Below are 25752 nucleotides of genomic sequence, written 5' to 3' on the forward strand. Positions count from 1 at the left end.
GTCAGGCGGCCTGCGCCTTGGTCGGGTCCCAATGCTGGCCCGGCACGGCGGCGATCAGCTGGCGGGTGTAGGCATGCTGCGGGTTGTCGAAGATCTGGGACGGCGATCCGTACTCCACCACCTTGCCGCGATGCATGACCAGCACCGAATTGCAGATCTGCGCCGCCACGCGCAGGTCATGGGTGATGAACACCAGCGCAATCTTCAGCCGCTGCTGCAGGTCGTGCAGCAGTTGCAGCACCTGCGCCTGAACCGACACGTCCAGCGCCGACACCGATTCGTCGGCCACCAGCACCTTGGGCTCCAGCGCCAACGCGCGCGCGATGCCGATGCGCTGGCGCTGGCCGCCCGAAAACTGGTTGGGATAGCGGTCAAAGGCGGACGGGTCCATGCCCACCAGCGACAGCAGTTCGCGCGCCCGGGCTTCGGCTTGCGCGCGCGGGACGCCATTGGCGACCGGGCCGTCGCTGATGATGCGGCCCACCGTGTGCCGGGGATTGAGCGAGGCGAATGGGTCCTGGAAGATCATCTGGATCTCGTGCCGCATCGGCCGAAAGCGCGATTCGGGCAGCGTGGCGATGTCTTGGCCGTTAAATAGCAGCTGGCCGCCATTGATGCCGACAAGCTTGAGCAGGCATTTGCCGATCGTGGACTTGCCCGAACCGGATTCCCCCACGATGCCCAGCGTCTCGCCGCGCCGCACGGCAAAGCTCACGCCGTCCACCGCGTGCACCTGGCGCTTGTTGCCCAGCCATCCGTGGCCGATCACGTAGGTCTTTTTCAGATCTTTGACCTCCAGCACTGGCGTGTCGTCGGCAACTCCGGCGCGCTCCTCGCCGCGCCGATGCGGCACGGCCGCGATCAGGCGCTGGGTGTAGGGATGGCGCGGGCGGTTGAGCACTTCGCTGGCCGGGCCTTGCTCCACCAGAATGCCTTTTTCCATGACGGCGACGCGATGGGCAATCTCGGCCACCACGCCGAAGTCGTGCGTGACGAACATCACGCCCATGCCCTTTTCCTTCTGGATGCGCGCGATCAACGCCAGGATCTGCGCCTGGGTGGTCACGTCCAGGGCGGTCGTGGGCTCGTCGGCGATCAACAGCGCGGGCTCCAGCGCCAGCGCCATCGCAATCATCACGCGCTGGCGCTGCCCGCCGGACAAGCGGAACGGATACACGTGATACAGCGTGGCCGGATCCGGCAGGCCGACGAAATCCAGCAGTTCGAGCGTGCGCTTCAAGCGTTCTGCGCCGGGGTAGGCGTTATGCACGCGCATCACCTCGCTGATCTGTTCGCCCACCGTCATCAGCGGGTTCAGGGCCGACAGCGGCTCCTGGAAGATCATCGCCATGTCCTTGCCGCGCATGGCCTGCAGGGCGGGTTCGTCCAGTTGCAGCAGGTCCTGGCCGCGGAACAGGATGCGCCCGGCCTGCGGCGTCAGGTAATCGGGCAGCAGTCCCATGATGGCGTTGGCGCTCATCGACTTGCCCGAGCCCGATTCGCCCACGATGCACAGGATTTCACCGGCGCGAATGTCGTACGACACGTCCTCTACCGCGTAAGGACGGTCGCCGCCCTTGGGCAATGCGATGGTCAGATTCTGGATCGACAGGAGCGGCGGGGTTGTCAGGTTTTCATTCATGCCGGCCTCCTATTCGCCGCGCTTGCGCAGTTGCGGGTTGAGGGCGTCGTTCAGGCCTTCGCCGATCAGGTTGATGGCCAGCACGGTCAAGAGGATGGCGACCCCGGGCCACACGCTCATCCACCAGGCCTCGCGGATCATGGTGCGCGCCGCGCCGATCATGAAACCCCAGCTCATCAGGTTGCGGTCGCCCAGGCCCAGAAACGACAGCGACGACTCCGTCAGGATCGCGGTCGCCACCATGAACGAGGCCGACACGATGATGGGCGACATGGCATTGGGCAGGATCTGCGTGCCCACGATGCGGACCGGCGTCTGGCCGATGACGATCGCGGCCTGCACGAATTCGCGCTGCTTGAGCGTCATGAATTCCGAGCGGACCAGCCGCGCGGCCGGCGGCCAGGACACCACCGCGATGGCGCCCATGATCGAATAGACCGACGGGCTCAGGATGGCGACCAGCACCACGGCCATCGCCAGTTGCGGGATGGTCTGGAAAAACTCGGTGAACCGCATCAGTGCGTCGTCCACGCGGCCGCCGCAGTAGCCGGCTATCGAACCGACCACGATGCCAAAGAGCAGCGCGACGGCGGTGGACAGCAGGCCCACCATCAGCGACACGCGCGCGCCCCACACCAGTCCCGCGGTGATGTCGCGGCCCAGCATGTCCGTGCCGAACGGATAGTCCGCATTGGTGAACGGCGGGATCAGCGGGTCGGCCACCATCATCCAGGGCGACTCTTCGTACAGCAGCGGCGCCGCCAGGGCCACGGCCACCACGATCAGCATGATGACCAGGCCGGCCACCGCCCCGTAGTTGCGCAGGTAACGTCGGGCGAATGACTTCATGCGGAGGCTCCTTGCTGCGCACCCGCGCCGATGCGCGGATCGATCAGGCGGTACAGCACGTCGGTCAGCAGGTTGAAGACCACGACCATGATGGAGGTGACCAGGAAGATGCCCAGCAGAAGCTGGTAGTCGCGTTGCAGCAGGGCGTCGAACATCAGGCGTCCGATGCCGGGCCACGCGAAGACGGTCTCGGTCAGCACCGCGCCGCCCGCCATCTGCCCCAGCTGGATGCCGGCAAACGTGATGACCGGCAGCAGCGCGTTGCGCAGGACGTGCGCGCGGATCACGCGGCTGGGGCTCACGCCCTTGGCGCGCGCCGTCTTCACGAAATCCATGCCGATCACTTCCAGCATCGACGCGCGAGTCAGCCGCACGTAGACGGCCATGAAGAAGCAGCCCAGCGTCACGGTCGGCAGGATGAGATGCAGGGCGATGTCGCCCGCGCGCGCCCAGCCGGTCAGGTTTGCGCCCACGGTCTCCATGCCGAAGGCCGGCAGCCAGCCCAGCACCACCGAAAACAGCAGGATGCCCATCAGCGACAGCCAGAAGAGCGGCGTGGCGTAGAGCAACAGGGCGCCGGTCATCACCGAGCTGTCGATCCAGCGGCGCTTGTTGCGATAGCGCGCCTTGGCCGCCACCACGCCCAGCAGCACGCCCAGCACGATGGAAAACACGAAGGCGCACGACATCAGGAGGAACGTGGCGGGCAGGCGCTCGACGATCAGGTCCAGCACCGGCACGTGGTTGCGGTACGAAAAGCCCAGATCCAGCTGCACCACGCCCTTCAGGTAGAGAAAAAGCTGCGTCAGGACGGGCTTGTCCAGGCCGAAGGCGACACGCAGCTGGTCCACGTAGGCGGCGTCGCCCGCGCCGGCCTGGCCGGCCAGCACGGCGGCGGGATCGCCGGGCGCAAGCCGTATCAGGAAGAAATTGATGATCACCACGCCCAGCACCACCACCAGGGCCTTGCCGATGCGGGACAGCAGGAAAGACAGGAATCTCATGCTCGGGTCCTTTCAGGACGGACGTGCCTCGCGGCAACTCTGCCCGCCGCGCAGCCGGGCGCCGCCGCGGACACGGGATCCGCGGCGGCGCACCGGGGGCGCTTACTTCTTCTCGAGGTAGACGTCGTCGAACGACTCGTTCAAGCCGATGGCGGTCTTGACCAGGTTCTTCACGTTGGCGCGATACAGGGTCGGAAACTCCATGTCGACCAGGAAGCCATTGGCGACCTCGTTGACGAGCGTCGTCTGGATCTGGGTGTAGAGGGCCTGACGCTTGGCCGGATCGACCTCGGAGGCGGCGGCCTCCCACAGCTTGTCGGTCTCGGGGTTGCTGTAGCCCTGCACATTGGCAAAGGGCGATCCCTTGACGATGTTCGACGAGATATACAAGCGCTGCACGCCCAGCGCGGGGTCGCCGTACTGGTACGTGAAGGTGGTGGTCAGGTCGAAGTCCCAGTTGCCGGTGCGGCTTGCCCAGCCGCCCGCGTCGGTGGATTCCACGTTCACCTTGAAGCCAAGCTGTTCCAGCGCCTGCTTGGTGTATTCACCCAGCCGGTCCCACGTCGAGCCGTACGGGAAGCTCAGTTGGCGGATCGTGTAGTCGCCGGGCTTGATGCCCGATTCCTTGATCAGCGCGCGCGCCTTCTTCATGTCGAACGGCATCGGCGGCATGTTCTTGTCGTAGAACATCTCGGTGGTCACGAAGGGGCTGGTCGACACCTTGCCCAGACCGAAGAAGATGTTGTTGACCACCATGTTGCGGTTCATGGCCGCCATGACCGCCTGGCGCACCTTCAGGTTGTCGAAGGGCGGCTTACGCATGTTGAAGATCAGGTAGGCCTGCGGCGAGAACATTTCCCAGCCCGCGGTCGTGTATTCCACGTTGGGCAGGCCGCGCAGGCGCTTGATGTCGACGTTGTCCACGTCGCCGCCGCGCAGCACGTCCACGCTGCCGCGCTCGAAGGCCACGGCGCGCGACGCCGCGTCCGGAATCACGTTGAACACCAGCTCGTCCAGATACGGCTTGCCCGGCTTCCAGTAATCGGGATTGCGCGCCAGCTTGATGTATTCGCCGCGCTTCCATTCCTTGAAGACGAACGGGCCGGTGCCCACGGGCTTCTGGTTGGCCGGGTTGGTCATGTAGTCCGTGCCGGCGTACAGATGCTTGGGCATCATCGGCGCAAAACCGGGTTCGAACATCAGCATGAAGGCCGGAAACGGCGTCTTCAGCTTGATGACCACGGTCTTGGCGTCGGGCGCCTGCACGGACTCGACGAACTTGTTCAGAATGACGCGGGCACGCGCGTGGGTCTTGGGCAGCATGTCCGCCAGCGAGAACACCACGTCCTCGGACGTGAACGGCTTGCCGTCATGCCACTTCACGTTGTCCTGCAGGTGGAAGGTGTAGGTCAGTCCATCGGCGGCGGCCTCCCACGACTTGGCCAGTCCGGGCTGCGGCTTGAGGTCCGTGGAGTAGGTCAGCAGGCTCTCGTAGATCTTGCCCGCGACGAATTGCGTCGGCCCCTGCTGATTGATGGCCGTGACGATCACCGGCGGTTCGGGCTGGACGATCATGTTCAGCGTGCCGCCCTTGGTCTGAGCCAAGGCCTGCGTGGCGGGCAGCGCGGCCGCAAGGACCAATGCGCCGATGCTTAGGGAAAACCAGTTTTTCGATTTCACTGCGAGCCTCCGGGCTGGAAAGGGTCGGACAGGCGGCCGCTCGGACGCGGCGATCGCCGTGCCGGATCAAGCAAACCTCATGCCACCTGCGTTTCTCGGGTACTGCGGGTGGAGCTGCTGCAACAATGCTTCGTTCAGGTGCTGGTTAAGGCGCCGCGCACCAATGCGGAGAATTCAGTGGTGCTTGGCCATGTCTGCGGTGGCGGCTTGGGGCGCATTGGCTCGCGCCACCATGGCGTCGAGCAACACGTTGCAGCCGGCTTCCAGATGCTCGGGCCGGGCGTCTTCGATTTCGTTGTGGCTGATGCCGTCCTTGCACGGCACGAAGATCATCGCGGTGGGCGCCACAGCAGCCATGTAGACGGCATCGTGTCCGGCGCCCGTGACGATGTTCATGGCGGGCAGGCCGCGGTCCGCGGCGCCCTTGCGCACCTTGTCGACCAGATCGGGATCGAACGGCGTGGGCGGAAAGTACTGCACGTCCTTCACGTCGACGCGAACGCCGTGCGCGACCGCAATGTCGTCGCAGATGCGCCGCCAGTCCCGGTCCATGCGGTCCAGCGTCGCTTCATCTTCGTGGCGCAGGTCGGTGGTGAAACGGACCTGCCCCGGAATGACGTTGCGCGATCCCGGATACGCGTGGATCTCGCCCACGGTTCCGCGCCCATGAGGCTGATGGGTGTTGGCAATGTTCACCACGGCTTGCAGCAGGAAGCTGGTGGCGAAGAGCGCGTCGCGGCGGATCGGCATGGGCGTCGGGCCGGCATGCATTTCCATGCCGGTCACGGTGACGTCGTACCAGCGCAGGCCCAGCGAGCCCGTCACGACGCCGACCGTCTTTTCCTCGTGCTCCAGGATCGGACCCTGTTCGATATGCGCCTCGAAGTAGGCGTCCACCGGGCGTCCGCCGACGGGGTCGGCGCCGGCGTAACCAATGGCCTGAAGTTCGTCGCGCACGCTGATGCCCTGCGCGTCGCGCGCCGACAGCGCGGTTTCCAGCGGAAACTTGCCGGCAAAGACGCCCGATCCCATCATCACGGGTACGAAGCGCGAGCCTTCCTCGTTGGTCCAGATGGCCACTTCCAGCGGGGCCTCGGTCGTCACGCCCGCGTCATTGAGCGTGCGGATCACTTCAAGACCGGCCAGCACCCCGTAACAGCCGTCGAACTTGCCGCCGGTAGGTTGGGTGTCGATATGGCTGCCCGTCATCACGGGCGGCAGGCTGTCATTGCGGCCCGCGCGCCGGGCGAAGATGTTGCCCACCTGATCCACCCGCACCGTCATGCCGGCGTCGCGCATCCAGCCGGTCACCAGATCGCGGCCCTGGCCATCGAGCGCCGTGAGCGCCAGGCGGCAGTTGCCGCCCTTGGGCGTCGCGCCGATCTGCGCAAGATCCATCAGGGACTGCCACAGCCGGTTGCCGTTGATGGACAGAGGGGGTGTCGTCATAGGTCGCCTCGGGGGTGGGAAACGTCGCCAAAATCCTCGCGCAGGCGCGCCAGGATGCCAAGCAGGTGAGCGTGCATGGCGTGCCGCGCACGAATGGGGTCGCGCGCCACGATCGCGGTCAGGATGCGCTGGTGTTCGGCGTGGGCCACGGCCCACACCTTGGCATCGACGAAATAGTCCTGCATCCGCCGGTACACCGAGCTGGATTGGGTCAGGTTCCACAGATGGGCGACGGCAGCGGCCAGCGCGGCGTTGCCGCAGGCGGCGGCGATCGCGCCGTGAAACTCCCGGTCATGCCGGCCTGGCGAATCCGTCAGGGACATGCCGTCGTGGGCGTCGAGGATGGCCGCCAGTTGGGCGGCCGTGGCATGCTGCGCCGCCATGCCCGCGCATTCGGGTTCGATGATGAGGCGCGCTTCCAGCAGGTCGAACGGGCCGATGTCGTCGACGCCCGGCGCCGCGCTGGGCGGTGTTCCGGCGGCGGCCGCCATGCCGGCGCCTTCCTTGTCCGCCACGAACACGCCGGTGCCCACGCGGACCTCGACGTAGCCCTCGATTTCAAGCGCGATCAGCGCTTCGCGGATCGACGCGCGGCTGACCTGCAGTTGTTCGGCCAGGTCCCGCTCCGACGGCAAACGCCGACCGCGCGGGAAGTCGCCGGCCCGGATACGTCCGGCGATCTGGTCGGCGATCATGCGATACAGACGGGTGACGGCGACGGCTTGGAAGGTGCTCATCGGGCGGGGGCTTGGCCTGGTGGTCAGGCCACCAATATAGGCACCTCGCCATTGAAAAAAAAGGGAAAACTGGCGCTTTCAGGGAAAACGATGTGAGGGATTCCACCGCTGTTCGTCTGGTGGTCAGGCCAGTGAACCGGCCCTTTGAGGTCCGCCGCCGGGGCAGGGCGGCGGGATGCCGGGTTTGCTACGCTTCGTCGTCCGGTTCGGGCGTCTGCGTGAAAGCGCGAACCAGCCGGGCGATGCCGTCCAGTTCGTCGTGCGCGCCCATCACCCATTCCGGTTTGTCGAAGGGGCTGTCCGCCGGCGTGTTGTCCAGATTGGCTTTCAGGTCGCCCAGCAGTTCCAGCGCCATGTCGGTGGCCTGGGGGCTGCTGCGGGTGGATAGGGCGATCGCGATCGCCAGCGCCTGGCGCATGGCCAGCAGACGGCCTTCCAGTTCGGTTTCCATTAGGGGTCCTTGTTTGCTGCGGGAATCGCGGCATTTTACGGGGCAGGGCGCGGGCCGGTAACGGCCCGGCAAAGCTTGCCCAACGGCAGATGCGTTGCGCTCGGTTTGCGCAAGATCAATGTAAAGGGCGCGGGGCAGGCGAATAATCCGCGTTATGCAAGCCGCTCTACGCCCTCAATCTTTGGAATCGCCGGCGCCCGCCACCGCCGAGCCGTTTTTTCCTCCCCAACTGCTGGCCCGGTTGGACAAGAACGGGCCGCGATACACCTCGTATCCCACGGCGGACCGCTACCACGGGGGCTTCGCCGAGCAAGACTACCGGCTTGCCTTGCAACAGCGGCGCGCAACCAGTCCGGCCGAGCCGCTGTCGCTCTACGTACACATCCCGTTCTGCGAATCGGTCTGTTATTACTGCGCCTGTAACAAGGTGGTGACCCGCCACCATGACCGAGCCGCCCGCTACCTGGATGCCCTGTCCCGCGAAATCGCCTTGCACGTGCAAGAACTCGGCCCCGGCGTGCCGGTGTCGCAGCTGCATTTCGGGGGCGGCACGCCCACATTCCTGTCCAACGAGGAACTGGCGCGCCTGATGGGCGATCTGCGCGGCGCCTTCCATTTCCAGCCCGACGCCGAAATCTCCGTCGAAGTCGATCCGCGCACTGCAACGCCCGAGCGCCTGGCGTTCCTGCAGCAGCTGGGGTTTAACCGCCTGAGCTTCGGCGTGCAGGATTTCGACGAACGGGTGCAGGTGGCGGTGCATCGGGTTCAGTCGTTCGATGACGTCGCCGCGCTGATGCACAGCGCCAGGGCATTGGGCTATGCGTCGGTCAACGTCGATCTCATCTATGGCTTGCCGCTGCAAACCGCGGCGTCGTTTGCCCGCACGATCGAACAGGTCATCGCGCTGCGCCCCGACCGCATTGCGCTCTACGCCTACGCCCACCTGCCCGAACGCTTCAAGCCGCAGCGCCGCATCAACGAAGCAGACCTGCCCGATCGCGAGACGCGCGTTGGCCTGCTCAGTTCGGCCATTCAGGGCTTCCTGAACCAGGGCTACACCTACATCGGCATGGACCATTTCGCGCTGAACACCGACGCGCTGGCCATTGCCAAGCAACGCGGTGAACTGCACCGCAATTTCCAGGGATACAGCACGCAGCCGGATCGCGACCTCATCGCGCTGGGCGTGTCGGCCATCGGACGCATTGGCGACACCTACAGCCAGAACGCGAAGATCCTTGACGAATACTACGCGGCCATTGAATCCGGAAAGTTCGCAGTCGAGCGCGGCCTGACGCTCAGCGCCGACGACCTGGTCCGCCGCGAGGTCATCATGGACATCATGTGCCAAGGCCGGGTGGACTTCTCGCGGATCGAAACCAAGCACGGCCTGCAGTTCGGCGACTACTTCAGCCGAGAGCTCTCGCAGATGGCCAGCCTGGCCGAACTGGGCCTGGTGAACCTGCACCTCGGAGAACTGCGCGTTACCGGCCTGGGTTGGTATTTCGTGCGGGCGGTGGCCATGACCTTCGACAAATACCTGCGCTCGGCCATGCCGACCGCCAGGTACTCCCGCATCATCTGACCGGCGCGCGGCCAGGGCGCCGCGCGCTCATTCGGCAAACTTGTCGCGCAGGTACAGCGCCAGCGACAAATCATCGGACAGTCCCAATTTGCGCATGGCGCGGCGCTTGTGCGTGCTGACTGTCTTCTTGCTGCGCACCAGCCGTTCGGCGATCTGCGTCACCGACATCCCCTGCCTGATGTGGCGCAGGATTTCCACTTCCGAAGTCGTCAACAACGCGTGCGGCGCCGTCGGCTCCATGCAGCGGATCTTTCCGTCCTCTACCGTCAGAAAGGGCGCCTTGGCCTCGATGACGCCGCGGATCATGTCCGGCAGCAAGACCAGCCCCCATTGCTTTGCCAGATAGCCGGCGGCGCCGGCGCGGTATGCCGCGTACTCGGTCTCTTGCCGGTTGCCGGCCGAAAACGTGATGACCGCCATGCTGGGGTGGTAGCGGCGCACCCGCCGCAGATAGTTGACGCCGTCGCAGGGTTCCAGCGGCAGATAGAAATCGATGAGTGCGACGTCGCACGGCTGCTTCGCCAGTTTTTCCAGCAACGCGCGCGCGGAGGTTTCGCGATGAACGACATGAAAGCCAGGCCGGCTTTCGAGGAACGCGCCGATGCCCAACGCCACCACGGGATGGTCGTCCAGGACCGCGACCCGGATGACGGGCGGCGGCCGCGACAGCAGCAGGTGCTTTCGGGTTTCAAAGCCGTCCTCCGGCGCGATAAACGGGCCGTGAAGCGAGCCGCCGGTCATCTGGCTTGCAGTCTCTGAAACGCAATTCATCGTTGCTCCACGATCGGATGGGGGTTCAGGGCGATCCGGGCGGCCACGAGGGGCGGTCGCGTGGCGCGTTTCCTTGAGCAGCCCTGAAATTGGTGGGCAGATTACGTGGTCGGCGCGCGTTTGGGTCGCCAAACGAGGCAAAATCAGACCGATGCACTCGGCGCAATTGATCCGTTGCGGTCCCCCGCGTCGCCCTGCAATCCTCCGTGGCGTTTTCGCCACGGGCAGGGCGCAAACGGTGCTACAATCGGCAACGATCCATGCAGCTATTTCGGCTGCATTTGTCTTGCTGCACCTTGATTTGCGCTGCGCTTCGCGCGCGCACCCACAGGCTCAAAACATGCTTTTCCCGCCCGCACGAACTACGACCCGGAACTTTCGCCCCATGTCGCGTTAGTTTTTTCGTGCGTCGGGTTTCACCGTGTCAGGTCAGCGGTAGGACTCATCAAGACAATCAAATGAACGCGGCTTTGAAGCCGCGTTTTTCGTTTCTGTTTTCGTTTTTCAGTTCCAAGAACCCCAGGAAGCACTCCCGATGGTACAGATCACATTGCCCGATGGTTCGCAGCGCCAATTTCCGGGACCGGTCACGGTCGCCGAAGTGGCGCAATCGATCGGTACGGGCCTGGCGAAGGCTGCCCTGGGCGGCCGCGTGACGTTCGACGGCGCGGAATCCAAGCTCGTCGACACCAGTTTCCGGATCGCGCAAGACGCCCGGCTGGCCATCGTGACGGCCAAGGACGCGGACGGCCTGGATCTGATCCGCCACTCGACGGCTCACCTGCTGGCTTACGCCGTCAAAGAGCTCTTCCCGGACGCCCAGGTCACCATCGGCCCCGTGATCGACAACGGCTTCTACTACGACTTCTCGTACAAGCGCCCCTTCACGCCCGAAGACCTGACCGCCATCGAAAAGAAGATGGCCGAACTGGCCAAGAAGGACGAAATCGTCACACGCGAAGAATGGTCGCGCGACGACGCCGTCGAATTCTTCAAGGGCATCGGCGAAAAGTACAAGGCGGAAATCATCGCCTCGATCCCGTCCAACGAGACGCTCAGCCTGTACCGCGAAGGCGACTTCATCGACCTGTGCCGCGGTCCGCACGTGCCGTCCACCGGCAAGCTCAAGGTCTTCAAGCTGATGAAGGTGGCCGGCGCCTACTGGCGCGGCGACAGCAAGAACGAGATGCTCCAGCGCATCTACGGCACCGCCTGGGCGACCAAGGAAGAACAGGAAGCCTACCTGCACATGCTCGAAGAGGCCGAGCGTCGCGACCACCGCAAGATCGGCCGCGAACTCGACCTGTTCCACTTCCAGGACGAAGCCCCGGGCCTGATCTTCTGGCACCCCAAGGGCTGGACCCTGTGGCAGCAGGTCGAGCAGTACATGCGCAGCGTGTACCGCGACAACGGCTACCAGGAAGTCAAGGCGCCGCAGATTCTGGATATTTCGCTCTGGAAGAAGACGGGCCACTGGGACAACTACCGTGAAAACATGTTCACGACCGAGTCCGAAAACCGCGTCTATGGCCTGAAGCCGATGAACTGCCCGGGCCACGTGCAGATCTTCAATGCGGGCCTGCACTCCTACCGCGAACTGCCCCTGCGCTACGGCGAATTCGGCCAATGCCACCGCAACGAGCCCTCCGGCTCGCTGCACGGCATGATGCGCGTGCGCGGCTTTACGCAGGACGACGGTCACATCTTCTGTACCGAAGAGCAACTGCAGGACGAATGCGCCGATTTCACGGCGCTGCTGCAAAAGGTCTACCGCGATTTCGGCTTTACCGAAGTCCTGTACAAGGTTGCCACGCGCCCTGAAAAGCGGATCGGCACGGACGAAGTCTGGGATACGGCCGAAGCCGCCCTGATGGAAAGCCTGCGCCGCACGGGCTGCGAATTCGAAATCTCGCCGGGCGAGGGCGCCTTCTACGGCCCGAAGGTCGAATACACCCTCAAGGATGCCATCGGCCGTCACTGGCAGTGCGGCACGATTCAGGTCGACTTCTCCATGCCCGTGCGCCTGGGCGCCGAGTACGTGGACCAGAACGACCAGCGCCGCCCGCCCGTCATGCTGCACCGCGCGATCCTCGGTTCGCTCGAGCGCTTCATCGGGATGTTGATCGAAAACCACGCCGGCGCCATGCCGCCGTGGCTGGCGCCTGTGCAAGCAGTTGTGTGCTGCATTTCCGAACCTTCGGCCGATTATGCGGCGCAAATCACGCAAAGCCTGAAAAAACAAGGCTTTAGAGTCGAGTCCGATTTGCGCGGTGAAAAAATCACTCGTAAAATCCGGGAACACAGCCTGCAAAAGGTGCCGTACATTCTTGTCGTCGGCGACAAGGAAAAGCAAAACGGCACTGTTGCCGTACGCGGACTGGGCGGCCTGGATCTTGGCGCCATCCCCTTCGACGACTTCGTTTCCCGGTTGTCCGACGACGTGGCCGCCCGCCGCGACGTCCAACCGACTTGATAGCAGCGCTGCTTAACATTTCTAGGAGCTTTCAACATCGCCACTGAAAAAGCCAATCGCATCAACGGTGAAATCCGCGTCCCCGAGGTGCGCCTGATAGGTCTGGACGGAGAACAGCTGGGCATCGTCAAGATTGCCGACGCCTTCCGTCTTTCCGAGCAAAACGACGTGGATCTGGTGGAAATCGCGCCGAACGCCGAGCCCCCGGTCTGCCGTTTGATGGACTACGGCAAGTTCAAGTACCAAGAGCAAAAGCGCCAGGCCGAAGCCCGCTCCAAGCAAAAGGTCATCCAGGTCAAGGAAGTCAAGTTCCGCCCGGCGACCGACGAGGGCGACTATCAGGTCAAGCTGCGCAACCTGCGCCGCTTCCTCGAGGAAGGCGACAAGGCCAAGGTCACGCTGCGCTTCCGCGGCCGCGAAATGGCTCACCAGGAACTTGGCATGCGCGTCCTTGAGCGCGTGCGCGACGATCTCCTGGAGCTTGCCCAGGTCGAAGCCATGCCCAAGCTCGAAGGCCGTCAGATGGTCATGGTGCTGGCGCCGAAAAAGAAGGCTGTGCCTGCAGGCAAGCCTGAATCGGCAGCCTGAGTCCCAGCCGTACCGACAGGCAGGGCCCAGCCGCCCAGTCCTGCAACCCGCCGTGTCCGTCTCGTGACCGGCGGGTTCGCTTATTGGCTGGCTCTACGCTACGATGTCACAAAGCATAGCCGCCTTCCCAGCAGGGGAGGCGGCGTCCGTTCAGGGTGTCGCGATGCACGTTTTGTTCGTTTTGGATCCCTTGCCGCTGCTCAAGGCGTACAAGGATAGTTCGGTCGCCATGATGCGTGCCCTCGTGGCGCGCGGCCATACGCTCAGCGTGGCCATGCAGGGCGACCTCTACATCGAGGCGGGCGTCGTCAAGGCGCAGACCACCCCGATCGAGCTCGTCGCCGATGCCGACCTGCACGGCCACGACTGGTGGCGCGAATCCGCCCCTCAGGATCTGCCGCTTGCGGATTTTGGCGCGGTCGTGATGCGCAAAGACCCCCCGTTCGACATGGAATACGTGTATTCCACGCATCTGCTCGAATATGCCGAGGCGCAGGGTGCCTGCGTGTTCAACGGCGGCGCGGCCATCCGCAACCACCCCGAAAAACTGGCCATCACCGAGATCAGCGAGTTCACCGCCCCGACGCTGGTGACCCGCAACATGGCTCGCCTCAAGGCGTTTCATGACAAGCACCAGGATGTCATCGTCAAGCCGCTGGACGGCATGGGCGGCACGGGCGTGTTCCGCCTGCAGCCCAAGGACCCCAACCTGAACGCCATCCTGGAGACGCTGACCGACAACGGCGCGCGCACCATCATGGCGCAGCGCTTCATTCCGGACATCGTCAAGGGCGACAAGCGCATCCTGCTGATCGGCGGTGAACCCGTGCCGTATTCGCTCGCGCGCATCCCGTTGGCTGGCGAAACGCGCGGCAATCTGGCCGCCGGCGGCCGCGGTGTCGCCCAGGAGCTCTCCCCCCGGGACCGCCAGATCGCCGAAGCCGTGGCGCCCAAGCTGGCCGCCCGCGGCCTGCTTCTGGTTGGCCTGGACGTCATCGGCGACTTCGTCACCGAAGTCAACGTCACCAGCCCCACCTGTTTCGTCGAAATTGCCGAGCAGACCGGTTTCGATGTGGCCGGCATGTTCGTGCAGGCGCTCGAGAAAGCGGTGGCGGCCAAGGCTGCAGGCGCTGCCGCCGTTGCAGCCTGATTTTCCGGAACCGACATGACCACGGGTATTGTGATCGTCGTGCATGCGCCCCTGGGCGCCGCAATGCGCGAATGCGCGAGCCACGTCATGGGCGATCTGGACGGCATGCTGGCTATTCACGACATCCAGCCGGAAGATCAGCCGGACGACCTGGCGCCGGATGTCCTGAAAGACATCCTCGAACAGGACCACGGCTCGGGCGTGCTGGTGCTGACCGACCTGATCGGCGCCACCCCCGCCAATATTTCCAAGCGCGCGGTCGCCGACGCGCAGGCCCAGGGCATCCAGTGCTGTGTACTCGCGGGTCTCAACACCCCGATGCTGTTGCGCGCGTTGACCTACCGCAACCTGCCATTGGCTGAAACCCGCGAAAAGGCGCTTGCCGGCGGCGTGCAAGGTGTCTTGCGGGTAGACTGACGGGCAGAAAATTGCCCTATTATGTCGGCTATTATTTCAAGCCGACGATCGGTTCGACGATTGGCTGCGATCAACACTGCGGCATGGTCCGCGGTCACCATCTTTCCTATGCCTAATACTGACATTGTCATCAGCAACAAACTGGGATTGCACGCTCGGGCCGCGGCCAAGCTGACGCAGCTTGCCAGCAAGTTTTCCAGCGAAATCTTCATTTCGCGCGGTGCGCAGCGCGTGAACGCCAAGAGCATCATGGGCGTCATGATGCTGGCGGCCGGTCTGGGCGTCACGGTCAAGCTCGAGGCCTCCGGCAGCGATGCCGAGCAAGCCTTGTCCGAAATCGAAACTCTGTTCGACAGCAAATTCGGTGAGCAGGAATAAAACGTCTTCTGAAGCTGCCGGCCCGGCTCGGGCCGGTTCGCTTGCACCCGCGACCGGCGCGCCCGCTGCTGGCGCGCCCCACGGGGCTGGCTCTGCCAGCCCCGTTGTGTGTCTGTACGGCAAGGGCGTCGCCAAGGGGTACGCCATCGGCCGCGCCGTGGTTATGGGCGCTGCCGCCCTTGAAGTGGCGCATTACCGGATCTCTCCGGAAGACGTGCCCGCCGAGAGCGCACGCCTGACCGAAGCGCTGGCGTCGGCGCAGCAGGAACTGCTGCAACTGGCCGACACGCTTCCGGCCGACGCGCCGCGCGAACTGGGCGCGATGCTCAATGTGCACAGCCTGCTCCTGGGCGATCCGCTTCTGGCCGAACAGACGCTTGCCCTGATCGCCGACCGTCACTACAACGCCGAGTGGGCGCTGACGACGCAGGGCCAGATCCTGGGGCAGCAGTTCGACGCCATGGAAGACGAGTACCTGCGCGAGCGCGGGGCGGATGTGCGCCAGGTGATCGAGCGCGTGCTGCACGTCCTGGCCGGCACGTCGGCGATCCTGCCCGACATGTCCCACATGGGCGGCGACGATGCCCTGGTGGTGGTGGCGCACGATATCTCTCCCGCCGACATGCTACGCCTGCGCGGCGGCCGGTTCGCCGCCTTCGTCACCGACCTGGGCGGCCCGACGTCTCACACCGCGATCGTGGCGCGCAGCATGGGCGTGCCCGCCGTGGTCGCCATGGGCAACGTGCGCGAGCTCGTTCGCGACGGCGACATGCTGATCATCGACGGCTCGGTCGGCGCGGTGGTGGTCAACCCGTCCGAACGCATCCTCCAGGAATACCGCCGCCGCCAGGCCGCATACGCAGACGAGCGCGCTGAGCTCAGCCTCCTGCGCGACGAGCCCTCCGTCACGCTGGACGGCATCGACATCGTGCTGCACGCCAATATCGAGCTGCCGGACGAAGCCGCGCTTGCGCTGGCGTCCGGCGCGCATGGCATCGGGCTCTTTCGCAGCGAATTCCTCTTCATGGGCCGGCCAGACCTGCCCGGCGAAGAAGAGCAGTACGAGGCCTATGCGTCGGTCGTCAAGGTGATGGCCGGCCGTCCGGTCACGATCCGTACGCTGGACATCGGCTCGGACAAGACGCTGGACGGCGAGGCCACCGTGGCCACCAACCCCGCCCTGGGACAGCGCGCCATCCGCTATTGCCTGGCGCGTCCCGAGATGTTCGCGACGCAGCTGCGCGCCATCCTCAGGGCGTCCGCCCACGGCCCGGTGCGTCTCTTGATCCCGATGATCGCGCACATGCACGAAGTCGTGGCTGCCAAGGCCGCCATCGAATCTGCCCGCCGCGAACTCGATGCCCGCGGCCAGGCCTATGCGCCACACATGGAAGTGGGGGCGATGGTCGAGGTCCCCGCGATCGCCATCGCGATCGAACCCTTCGCCCAGGCGCTGGATTTCCTGTCCATCGGCACCAACGACCTGATCCAGTACACGCTTGCCATCGACCGGGGCGACCACGACGTGGCGTCGCTGTACGATCCGCTGCATCCGGCGGTGCTGCGCCTGGTCGCCAACACCATCAATGCGGGCGAACGCGCGGGCAAGCCGGTCGCCGTCTGCGGCGAAATGGCGGGCGATTCGCGCATGACGCGCCTGCTGCTTGGCCTGGGCCTGACCGAGTTCTCCATGCACCCGCAGCAGCTCCTGGACGTGAAACGCGAGGTGCGCCGCGCGCATTCCAATGCGCTCCGCATCAAGGTGGCCTCGGCGCTGAACCGCGCCTTGCCCGTCGACTTGGACGCCCTCGGCCCGGCTTGATTCGTCCTTCGCGGCAGTGACTGAACCGGGTGTCGGACACCCTCCCAAGCAAGCTGACAAAAAAAGAGCCCTTCATCATGAAGGGCTCTTTCATTTTCCATCCCGCCCCGCCGCAGGGCGCGGCGGGAGCGTCGCAGCAGCTTAGCTGTGATAGGCAGATTCGCCGTGGCTGGTGACGTCCAGGCCTTCGCGCTCCTGGTCTTCCGGCACACGCAGACCGCACAGGGCGTTGGCGATCTTGTAGGCAATCCATGCCACCACGCCAGACCACACGACCGTCAGCAGGACACCTTCGAGCTGCACCCACAGTTGGTGGGCGATCATGCCGGGCTCGGCCAGGCCGGGGCCGCCGAAGACCTGCGCGTTGAACACGCCGGTGAGCAGGGCGCCGACAATGCCGCCCACGCCGTGGATGCCGAACACGTCCAGCGCATCGTCAGCACGCAGCAGGCGCTTCAAGCCATTCACGCCCCAGACGCAGACCACGCCAGCAACCACGCCGATGATCAGGGCGCCCACCGGACCGACCAGGCCGGCGGCGGGAGTGATGCCGACCAGGCCGGCGATGGCGCCCGACGCGGCACCCAGCATCGAGGGCTTGCCCTTGATGGCCCATTCCGTGAACAGCCAGGCCAGGACGGCGCCCGCCGTGGCGATCATGGTGTTGAAGAAGGCCAGGGTGGCGTTCTCGTTGGCGGCCAGGGCCGAACCCGCGTTGAACCCGAACCAGCCCACCCACAGCAGGGCGGCGCCCACGAACGTCATCGGCAGGTTGTGCGGCTGCATGGCTTCGCGGCCGTAGCCCACACGCTTGCCGACCACGTAGGCGCCGACCAGGCCAGCCACGCCGGCGTTGATGTGCACCACGGTGCCGCCGGCGAAGTCCAGCGCGCCTTGGGCATTCAACAGGCCCGGCGCGGTTTCAGAGGCGAACCACACCATGTGCGCAATGGGGATGTAGGCGAACGTGAACCAGATCACCGTGAACACCAGCACGGCCGAAAAGCGGGCGCGCTCGGCAAAGCTGCCGACCACAAGGGCGCAGGTGATGCCGGCGAACGTGGCCTGGAACGAGGCGAACAGCAGCTCGGTCAGGGTGTTCGACATGGCGTACGTGCCGTCTGCCGGGTTGAACATGCCAGAGAAGAAGGCGCGCGAGAGGCCGCCGAAGAAGGCGTTGCCCTCGGTGAACGCGAGGGAGTATCCATAGATGAACCAGAGAACCAGGCCCAGCACGAACGTGCACAACACTTGCAGCAAGACGGACAGCACGTTTTTGCTGCGCACCAGGCCGGCGTAGAACATGGCCAGGCCGGGTACGGCCATCATCAATACAAGCAGGGTAGAGACGAGCAACCAGGAGATATCTGCTTTATCCATTTTCAGGCTCCATTGAGGCTTTATTTATTTACAGCGCAGCTTCGCCGGCTTCGCCAGTTCTGATACGGATGACTTGTTCAAGGGGGGCGGCGAAGATCTTGCCGTCGCCGATCTTGCCGGTGCGGGCGGCTTGTTCGATCGCTTCGATGACCTGGTCGACAAGGTGATCGGGCACGGCAGCCTCGACCCGCAGCTTGGGCAGGAAGTCCACGGCGTATTCCGCGCCGCGATAGAGTTCGGTGTGGCCCTTCTGGCGGCCAAAGCCTTTGACTTCGGTAACGGTCAGGCCCTGGACCCCGATCCCGGACAGAGCCACCCGCACTTCGTCGAGCTTGAAGGGCTTGATGATGGCGATGATGAGTTTCATGGCATTTCCTCTCATGGTTGCACGCACCCTGGTTAAAGCAATATCCGTGCCATGTTGGACAGCGCCGGGGAGGGCCGGGAAAGGCGCAAATGTTGTGCGGAAAGGCACCATCATGGTGCGTAATGCACCGTGGAGCGGCCTCTTTTTGGTGCGCCACAATGGGTAGCCCCGCCATGCAACCAGATGTATGCCGCACGAAGGATTTGTAGCCATTTAATGCGGACGTGTCGGTTACGTCCGCGTGCGTGCCGCCGCATCCGCCGGTGCGTTGTGCCGGCTCCGCAGGCCGCTCAGCTTTACCGGCTGCGGCTCCGCGCATGCAGCGCGGGTTTCGGAGGCGGCCGCGTTTGCCCCAAAGCGCCTCAAATTGGGGTGCGAGCCTGATACGAGGGTTTACACCGATCGGCTTGTTGGCAGGGGTGGGGTCGAGAAGAATCGAAACCAGGACGTGTATCGGGCAAATGACCGATGCACAGCGCGGTCTCAGCGACCGGCGGCAAGGCTAGTGGTGTTGGTAGGGGGTTGCCGTCAGGCAGCCCGGTTTTCTCCTGTGCTTTGAAGGGCGGTCACCGCATGCGGCCCGCCCTTTTTTTTGCGGCGGCGCAAGCGGGGCGGCCTGAACCCGGCAACCAACGCACTACACTTGAGGCATCCGGAACATCGAGAGGCAACTATGAACAATCGCACCCAGTGGATGGAAGACTTTCAGAAGAACATTTCCGACCTGATCGCGCGCAGCCCGGCGGCTGACGTGGAGCGCAATGTGCGCGCCATGATGACGCAGGCGTTTTCCAAGCTGGATCTGGTCACCCGCGAAGAGTTCGACGTCCAGGCGGATCTGCTTGCCCGCACGCGCGCCCGCGTCGATCAACTGGCTGCCCAGGTGCAGCAGATGGAACAGCGCCTGACCGGGCTGGACAAGGGGCCGGCCACCGGGCTGGACAAGTAAGCAAGCCCCGCGCGCCCGCTTTGCGCGGGCCCTGCGCGAGATCGTTTTGTCACGGCCGCTTCCCGCGGCCGTTTGTTTTTTGCGGATACTGGCGGCCCGAACCATCCGGAGACCGTCGTGACGCTTGCCGTACTTGCCAGCCGGGCCCTTTGCGGCATGCATGCCCATGCGGTCCGCGTGGAAACGCACCTGGGACCCGGGCTGCCGGGTTTCAACGTCGTCGGGCTGGTCGACACCGAAGTCCGGGAAAGCCGCGAGCGGGTCCGCGCGGCCATCATCAACAGCGGTTTCGAATTTCCGGCGGGGCGCATCACCGTCAACCTGTCGCCGGCCGACATGCCCAAGGAGTCCGGCCGCTTCGATCTGCCGATTGCGTTGGGGGTGCTGCTGGCGTCCGGGCAGTTGGCTGCCCCCGCGCAAGACGGCGCGCCGGCCGGCGCACCGGATCCCGCGCTAGCCGGGCTGGTGCTTGCAGGCGAACTTTCCCTCACGGGGGCGCTCGTGCCCGTCGCCGCGCCGCTGGTGATCGCCCTGAGCGTCGCTCGGGACGCGCCTGACGCCACACTTATCTTGCCAGCCGGCAGCGCCGAGCAGGCCGCCTGGGTTCCCGGCTTGCGCGTGCTGTCGGCCCGCTGCCTGGCGGATGTGGCCGCCCACGCGGCGGGCGTCTGCCTGCTTCCCAATGCCGTGCCCGCGCCGTGGCCGCCCGCCGCGCCCGTCCCCTGTCTGTCGGATGTGCGAGGCCAGGCCGGCGCGCGGCGGGCGCTTGAAGTCGCGGCGGCGGGCGGCCACAGCCTGTTGATGCTGGGGCCGCCTGGTGCGGGCAAGAGCATGCTGGCCGCACGCCTGCCGGGCCTGCTGCCGCCGCTGGAGCGCAATCAGGCGCTCGAGGCGGCGGCCGTGGCGACGATGGCCGGAATGCCCGACACGCTCACCGGGCAGCCGCCGTTCAGGGCGCCGCACCACTCGGCGTCGGTAGCTGCGCTGGTCGGCGGCGGCGGGCGCCCGCGGCCCGGTGAAATCAGTCTGGCGCATCACGGCGTGCTGTTCCTGGATGAGCTTCCGGAATTCAGCCGCCGCTCGCTCGAGGCGCTGCGAGAGCCGCTGGAGGCGGGCAGGGTGGTCATCTCGCGGGCGTTGCACGCCGCGCAGTTTCCGGCCCGTTTTCAGCTCGTGGCCGCCATGAATCCCTGTCCTTGCGGCTGGCGCGGCCATCCGGCGCGCACGTGCGCCTGCACGCCGGATCAGGTGACGCGTTATGCGGGCAAAATATCGGGGCCGCTACTGGACCGGATCGATCTGCATGTGGCCCTGCCGCCGTCCGATCCCGCCTGGATGACCGCGCCGCCCGGTGAATCGTCGCAATCCGTCCGCGAGCGCGTGGTCCGCTGCCGTGAGCGCCAGATGGCCCGCCAGGGCAAGATCAACGCCGGGCTGGCCGGGGCCGAGCTGGACGAATTCTGCGTGATGGATGCCGATGCCCAGATGCTGCTGCAGCAGGCCATGCGCCGCCTGACAGGCTCGGCGCGGGCGATGCACCGGGCGCTGCGCGTGGCCCGCACGATCGCGGATCTGGACGGCCAGGCAGTGCTGGCGGCCAGTCATGTCGCGCAGGCGGTGCAGTACCGGCGTACGGGGGTATGATCCCCGGGCGGCGTCGGACCTTCGTCCCGTTGTTCCGGGCGTACGCGCTGACTCGACAAAGTCCAGGAAATCACCATATAATCAAAGGCTTTTCCGGATGTGGGTCAGTTTTGTCCGCCTTCGGGAAACAATCGCGAAACCGCCTGGCCGGCTGCTTTATCGAATGGATGCATTTCGTTCGGAGCCGGCTTTTCAGATTTCGCGAACCCCCCAGAAGTGGCAACAGGTCTACAAGTTTTGGCGTCTTTGGCGCCAAGCACCTGGCGTCATGTAAATCAACAATGCGTGTTTTAGTTTAGGGAATCATCATGCCCAAGATGAAAACCAAGAAAAGCGCCTCCAAGCGCTTTAAGGTGCGCGGCAGCGGCTCCATCAAGCGTGGTCAGGCGTTCAAGCGTCACATCCTGACCAAGAAGACCACCAAGGCCAAGCGTCAATTGCGCGGCTCTGCGGCGGTTCATGACTCCAACGTGGCCTCCGTCAAGGCCATGATGCCTTTCGCTTGATCTAAGGGAGATCTACTATGCCTCGCGTCAAACGCGGCGTAACTGCCCGCGCACGTCACAAGAAAGTCATTGCCGCCGCCAAGGGTTACCGTGGCCGCCGCGGTAATGTGTTCCGTATTGCCAAGCAAGCAGTCATGCGCGCTGGCCAATACGCCTACCGCGACCGCCGCAACAAGAAGCGTACGTTCCGCGCTCTGTGGATCACGCGTATCAACGCGGCCGTCCGTGAGCATGGCGTCAGCTACAGCGTGTTTATCGCTGGCCTGAAGAAGGCTTCGATCGAACTCGACCGCAAGGTCCTGGCCGATCTGGCCGTGCGCGACAAGGCCGGCTTTGCCGCCATCGTGCAGCAAGCCAAGGCTGCCTTGGCTGCCTGATCGCGCGCTTTAACTCATCGCGCATCGCTGCAAACGGGGCTGTAATGGCCCCGTTTGCGTTTTGAAGGCTGGATTTCATGACTCGATTGGTTGACGACCTGGTAGCCCAGGCGCAAGAACGGTTCGCCGCGGCTACGGATGCCGCCGCGCTTGAGAACGCAAAAGCTCGCTTCCTGGGCAAGGAAGGCGCCTTGACGGTGCTGCTCAAAGGCCTGGGCAAGCTCGATCCCGAGCAGAAGCGAGAGGCCGGCGCACGAATCAACCAGGCCAAGCAGAAGATCGAAGAGCTTCTGACCTCGCGCCGTGCCGAACTGGCGCAGGCGGAGCTGGATGCCCGTCTGGCATCCGAAACCATTGACGTCACCCTCCCGGGCCGAGGTCGCGCGCCGGGCGGTATCCATCCGGTGATCCGGACCTGGGAACGCGTGGAAGAAATCTTCCGTTCCATTGGCTTTGACGTGGCCGACGGCCCCGAAGTGGAAAACGACTGGACCAATTTCACCGCATTGAACAACCCGCTGGACCATCCGGCGCGTTCGATGCAGGACACGTTCTACGTCGACATGAACGACGCGGACGGTCTGCCGCTGCTGCTGCGCACGCACACCAGCCCCATGCAGGTGCGTTATGCCCGCATGCACAAGCCGCCCATCAAGGTCATCGCGCCCGGGCGCACCTATCGCGTCGACAGCGACGCCACGCACTCGCCCATGTTCCACCAGGTGGAAGGGCTCTGGATCGCCGAGGACATCTCGTTTGCCGATCTGAAGGGCGTGTACACCGATTTCCTGCGTTGCTTCTTTGAAAGCGACGATCTGGTCGTGCGATTCCGCCCGTCGTTCTTCCCGTTCACGGAACCGTCCGCCGAGATCGACATGATGTTCACCTCGGGTCCCAACCGCGGCCGCTGGCTGGAGATCTCCGGTTCCGGCCAGGTGCATCCGCAGGTGGTGCGCAATTTCGGGCTGGATCCCGAGCGCTACATCGGCTTTGCTTTCGGCTCCGGACTCGAGCGCCTGACGATGTTGCGCTACGGCGTCAACGATCTGCGCCAGTTCTACGAAGGCGATTTGCGCTTCCTGCGCCAGTTCAACGAATAACAGACGGCTGATCATGCAATTTCCCGAATCCTGGCTGCGTACGCTGGTCAATCCTCCGATCGCAACCGATGAACTCGCGCACCGGCTCACGATGGCCGGCCTGGAAGTCGAAGAAACCGAACCCGCCGCGCCCGCCTTCTCCGGCGTGGTCGTCGCGCACATCGTCGAAATCGCCCCGCACCCGGATGCCGACAAGCTGCGCGTCTGCCAGGTCGACGACGGCTCGGGCGAACGCCTGCAGATCGTGTGTGGCGCGCCCAACGCGGCCGCCGGCCTGAAGGTGCCGCTCGCCCGCGTGGGCGCGGAACTGCCCGGCGGCATGAAGATCGGCGTGGCCAAGATGCGCGGCGTGCAGTCCTCCGGCATGCTGTGCTCGGCGCGCGAACTGGGTCTGTCGCAAGACCACGCGGGCCTCCTGGAACTGCCCGCGGACATGGTCCCCGGCCAATCCATCCGCGAAGCGCTGGACCTGGACGACACGCTGTTCACGCTCAAGCTGACGCCCAACCGCGCCGACTGCCTGTCGATTCTGGGCGTGGCGCGCGAAGTGGCCGCGCTGACCGGCGCGCCGCTGTCGGTGCCGACCGCCGCTGCCGTGCCCGTCACGCTCGATGAGCGCCTGCCCGTCAAGATCGAAGCGCCCGACCTGTGCGGCCGTTTCGGCGGCCGCGTCATTCGCGGCGTGAACGCGCGCGCAGCAACGCCCGAGTGGATGAAGACGCGCCTTGAGCGCGCCGGCCAGCGCTCGCTGTCCGCGCTGGTCGACATCTCCAACTACGTCATGCTTGAACTCGGCCGCCCGTCGCACGTATTCGATCTGGACAAGATCGGCGGCGACATCAGCGTGCGCTGGGCGCGTGAAGGCGAAACGCTTGAACTCTTGAACGGCCAGACCGTCACGCTCGATCCGAAGGTCGGCGTCGTCGTCGCGGGCGATCAGGTCGAAAGCCTGGCCGGCATCATGGGCGGCGAAGCCACCTCGGTGACGCTGGACACGCAGAACATCTATCTCGAAGCCGCATTCTGGTGGCCGCAAGCCATTGCCGGGCGTGCGCGCCGCTTCAAGTTCAGCTCCGAAGCCAGCCACCGCTTCGAACGCGGCGTGGACTACGCCAGCATTCCCGAGCACATTGAATTCATCACCCGCCTCATCGTCGACATCTGCGGCGGCCAGGTGGGTCCCATCGACGACCAGATCGTCAATCTGCCGCAGCGTCCGCCGGTGCGCATGCGCCTGGCGCGCTGCCATCGCGTGCTGGGCGTGCCGGTCACGCGTGAGCAGGTGGCAACCATCTTCGGCAGCTTGGGCCTGGACTACGCGCTAGAGGGCGATGACTTCATCGTCAATCCGCCGTCGTACCGTTTCGATCTGGAAATCGAAGAAGACCTGATCGAGGAAGTGGCTCGCATCTACGGTTTTGAAAGCATCCCCGACGTGCCGCCGATGGCGCGCGCCAAGATGTTCTCGCAGCCCGAAGTGCGCCGCGGCGCGCACGCGCTTCGCCGTCTTGCGGCCGCGCAGGACTACCAGGAAGTCGTCAACTACAGCTTCGTCGAAGCCGACTGGGAACGCGATTTTGCGGGCAACGACAACCCCGTGCGGCTTGTGAACCCGATCGCCAGCCATCTGTCGGTCATGCGTTCCAGCCTGATCGGCGGCCTGGTCGCCAACATCCGTCACAACGCCAACCGCAAGCAGTCGCGCGTTCGCCTGTTCGAACTGGGACGCGTGTTTTTCCGCGATGCGTCGGCCGAGGACGGCCCGCTGCAAGTGGCGGGCGTGCGCCAGCCCATGAAGCTCGCGGGCGCAGCCTGGGGCCCAGCGGCCGAAGAGCAGTGGGGCGTGCCCACGCGCCAGGTAGACTTCTTTGACGTCAAGATGGACGTCGAGTCGCTGTTTGGCGCACGTGGCCGCCGTCTGCGCTTCGAGGCTGCGGCGCATCCGGCGCTGCATCCCGGCCGTGGCGCGCGCGTCATGCTGGACGGCAAGCATGTGGGCTGGATCGGCGAATTGCATCCGCGCTGGGCGCAACAGGCCGACCTGGCGCATGCGCCGGTGGTCTTCGAGCTGGACGAGGACGCGCTGTCGGAAGGCGAATTGCCGCAGGTGCGCGAGCTCTCGCGCCAGCCCGTGGTGGTGCGCGACCTGGCGCTGTGGGTCGACGAGGACGTGACGGTCCAATCCATGCTCGATACCGTCGCCAAGGCCGTCAAGGCCGATGCGCAACTGGCCGTTGTGCAGGATGCGCGCGTGTTCGACGTGTGGCGCGACAAGGCGCAGGGCAGCGAACCGGTCGCCGAGAAAAGCCTTGCGTTCCGTTTCTGGCTACAGGACACTGAGGTCACTTTGGACGAAGCCCGCGTGGCCGACTGCCTCGCGCGCATCAAGGAAGCCCTGGTTGCCGCGCACGGCGCGCGCCAACGTGGCTGAAC

General features: G+C 65.0%; 23 protein-coding genes. 13 read left to right on the forward strand and 10 right to left on the reverse strand.

The features are described 5' to 3' along the window. Position 1 precedes the first annotated feature (1 nt). The 7 genes from H4P35_RS09105 to H4P35_RS09135 all read right to left on the reverse strand — a co-directional run bounded on the left by H4P35_RS09105 (position 2) and on the right by H4P35_RS09135 (position 7812). On the reverse strand, positions 2-1642 hold the full coding sequence (locus H4P35_RS09105; protein ID WP_226848700.1) for an ABC transporter ATP-binding protein: 1641 nt from the start codon (positions 1640-1642) through the stop codon (positions 2-4). Positions 1643-1651: 9 nt separating this feature from the next. Then, positions 1652-2491: an ABC transporter permease gene (locus H4P35_RS09110; RefSeq protein ID WP_226848701.1), complete on the reverse strand. Its 840-nt coding sequence runs from the start codon at positions 2489-2491 to the stop codon at positions 1652-1654. Further along, positions 2488-3495, reverse strand: a complete 1008-nt coding sequence (locus H4P35_RS09115) for an ABC transporter permease (RefSeq protein WP_056315866.1) — start codon at positions 3493-3495, stop codon at positions 2488-2490. Before H4P35_RS09115 ends, H4P35_RS09110 begins: the two co-directional genes overlap by 4 nt. A 102-nt stretch (positions 3496-3597) precedes the next feature. Then, positions 3598-5175: an ABC transporter substrate-binding protein gene (locus H4P35_RS09120; protein WP_062841886.1), complete on the reverse strand. Its 1578-nt coding sequence runs from the start codon at positions 5173-5175 to the stop codon at positions 3598-3600. Positions 5176-5349: 174 nt separating this feature from the next. Continuing rightward, positions 5350-6624: a Zn-dependent hydrolase gene (locus tag H4P35_RS09125; RefSeq protein WP_056315867.1), complete on the reverse strand. Its 1275-nt coding sequence runs from the start codon at positions 6622-6624 to the stop codon at positions 5350-5352. Next, the gene (locus tag H4P35_RS09130; protein WP_226848702.1) at positions 6621-7361 is read right to left on the reverse strand and encodes a FadR/GntR family transcriptional regulator; all 741 of its coding nucleotides are present in this window, start codon (positions 7359-7361) and stop codon (positions 6621-6623) included. The genes H4P35_RS09125 and H4P35_RS09130 overlap by 4 nt, the downstream gene beginning before the upstream one ends. 187 nt (positions 7362-7548) lie before the next feature. After that, the gene (locus H4P35_RS09135) at positions 7549-7812 is read right to left on the reverse strand and encodes a hypothetical protein (protein ID WP_056315870.1); all 264 of its coding nucleotides are present in this window, start codon (positions 7810-7812) and stop codon (positions 7549-7551) included. Positions 7813-7966: 154 nt separating this feature from the next. On the opposite strand from H4P35_RS09135, the gene hemN reads away from it, so the two are divergent. Then, on the forward strand, positions 7967-9397 hold the full coding sequence (gene hemN, locus H4P35_RS09140; RefSeq protein ID WP_226848704.1) for an oxygen-independent coproporphyrinogen III oxidase: 1431 nt from the start codon (positions 7967-7969) through the stop codon (positions 9395-9397). 27 nt (positions 9398-9424) lie between these two features. Here the strand turns inward: hemN and H4P35_RS09145 are convergent, their stop codons facing one another. Beyond that, entirely contained in the window at positions 9425-10138 is a 714-nt protein-coding gene (locus H4P35_RS09145) for a response regulator transcription factor (protein WP_056315872.1), read from the reverse strand. Between the two features lie 565 nt (positions 10139-10703). On the opposite strand from H4P35_RS09145, the gene thrS reads away from it, so the two are divergent. From thrS to ptsP, 6 genes are all read left to right on the forward strand, one after another. Then, positions 10704-12641, forward strand: a complete 1938-nt coding sequence (gene thrS, locus H4P35_RS09150; protein WP_062841883.1) for a threonine--tRNA ligase — start codon at positions 10704-10706, stop codon at positions 12639-12641. A 36-nt stretch (positions 12642-12677) separates the two neighbouring features. Then, entirely contained in the window at positions 12678-13229 is a 552-nt protein-coding gene (gene infC, locus H4P35_RS09155) for a translation initiation factor IF-3 (RefSeq protein WP_076812461.1), read from the forward strand. Between the two features lie 163 nt (positions 13230-13392). Then, complete coding sequence (gene gshB / locus H4P35_RS09160; protein ID WP_062841882.1) at positions 13393-14379, forward strand: glutathione synthase; 987 nt, start codon at positions 13393-13395, stop codon at positions 14377-14379. Between the two features lie 15 nt (positions 14380-14394). After that, positions 14395-14796, forward strand: a complete 402-nt coding sequence (locus H4P35_RS09165; RefSeq protein WP_226848707.1) for a PTS sugar transporter subunit IIA — start codon at positions 14395-14397, stop codon at positions 14794-14796. A gap of 108 nt (positions 14797-14904) precedes the next feature. After that, the gene (locus H4P35_RS09170; RefSeq protein WP_006387993.1) at positions 14905-15174 is read left to right on the forward strand and encodes an HPr family phosphocarrier protein; all 270 of its coding nucleotides are present in this window, start codon (positions 14905-14907) and stop codon (positions 15172-15174) included. Between the two features lie 163 nt (positions 15175-15337). Then, positions 15338-16996: a phosphoenolpyruvate--protein phosphotransferase gene (gene ptsP / locus H4P35_RS09175; protein ID WP_233462034.1), complete on the forward strand. Its 1659-nt coding sequence runs from the start codon at positions 15338-15340 to the stop codon at positions 16994-16996. A 141-nt stretch (positions 16997-17137) separates the two neighbouring features. Here the strand turns inward: ptsP and amt are convergent, their stop codons facing one another. Together amt and H4P35_RS09185 are read right to left on the reverse strand one after the other, a co-directional pair. After that, positions 17138-18376 carry an ammonium transporter gene (amt, locus tag H4P35_RS09180; RefSeq protein WP_056315887.1) on the reverse strand — a complete coding sequence of 413 codons (1239 nt, stop codon included), beginning with the start codon at positions 18374-18376 and terminating at the stop codon, positions 17138-17140. Positions 18377-18404: 28 nt separating this feature from the next. After that, entirely contained in the window at positions 18405-18743 is a 339-nt protein-coding gene (locus H4P35_RS09185; RefSeq protein WP_006218735.1) for a P-II family nitrogen regulator, read from the reverse strand. A gap of 673 nt (positions 18744-19416) precedes the next feature. On the opposite strand from H4P35_RS09185, the gene H4P35_RS09190 reads away from it, so the two are divergent. From H4P35_RS09190 to pheT, 6 genes are all read left to right on the forward strand, one after another. Next, positions 19417-19692: an accessory factor UbiK family protein gene (locus tag H4P35_RS09190; RefSeq protein ID WP_226848708.1), complete on the forward strand. Its 276-nt coding sequence runs from the start codon at positions 19417-19419 to the stop codon at positions 19690-19692. Between the two features lie 117 nt (positions 19693-19809). Then, positions 19810-21336: a YifB family Mg chelatase-like AAA ATPase gene (locus tag H4P35_RS09195; protein ID WP_226848709.1), complete on the forward strand. Its 1527-nt coding sequence runs from the start codon at positions 19810-19812 to the stop codon at positions 21334-21336. A gap of 308 nt (positions 21337-21644) precedes the next feature. Further along, positions 21645-21842, forward strand: coding sequence for a 50S ribosomal protein L35 (gene rpmI / locus H4P35_RS09200; RefSeq protein ID WP_008159912.1), 198 nt, complete (start codon positions 21645-21647; stop codon positions 21840-21842). Between the two features lie 17 nt (positions 21843-21859). Beyond that, on the forward strand, positions 21860-22219 hold the full coding sequence (gene rplT / locus H4P35_RS09205; RefSeq protein WP_006218741.1) for a 50S ribosomal protein L20: 360 nt from the start codon (positions 21860-21862) through the stop codon (positions 22217-22219). A 77-nt stretch (positions 22220-22296) separates the two neighbouring features. After that, on the forward strand, positions 22297-23319 hold the full coding sequence (gene pheS / locus H4P35_RS09210) for a phenylalanine--tRNA ligase subunit alpha (RefSeq protein ID WP_056315894.1): 1023 nt from the start codon (positions 22297-22299) through the stop codon (positions 23317-23319). Positions 23320-23332: 13 nt separating this feature from the next. Next, positions 23333-25750 carry a phenylalanine--tRNA ligase subunit beta gene (pheT, locus tag H4P35_RS09215; protein WP_226848711.1) on the forward strand — a complete coding sequence of 806 codons (2418 nt, stop codon included), beginning with the start codon at positions 23333-23335 and terminating at the stop codon, positions 25748-25750. The last annotated feature ends 2 nt before the right edge of the window (positions 25751-25752 follow it).

Origin of the sequence: Achromobacter sp. 77, assembly GCF_020541125.1 — a bacterium.
GTDB lineage: Bacteria > Pseudomonadota > Gammaproteobacteria > Burkholderiales > Burkholderiaceae_B > Achromobacter > Achromobacter mucicolens.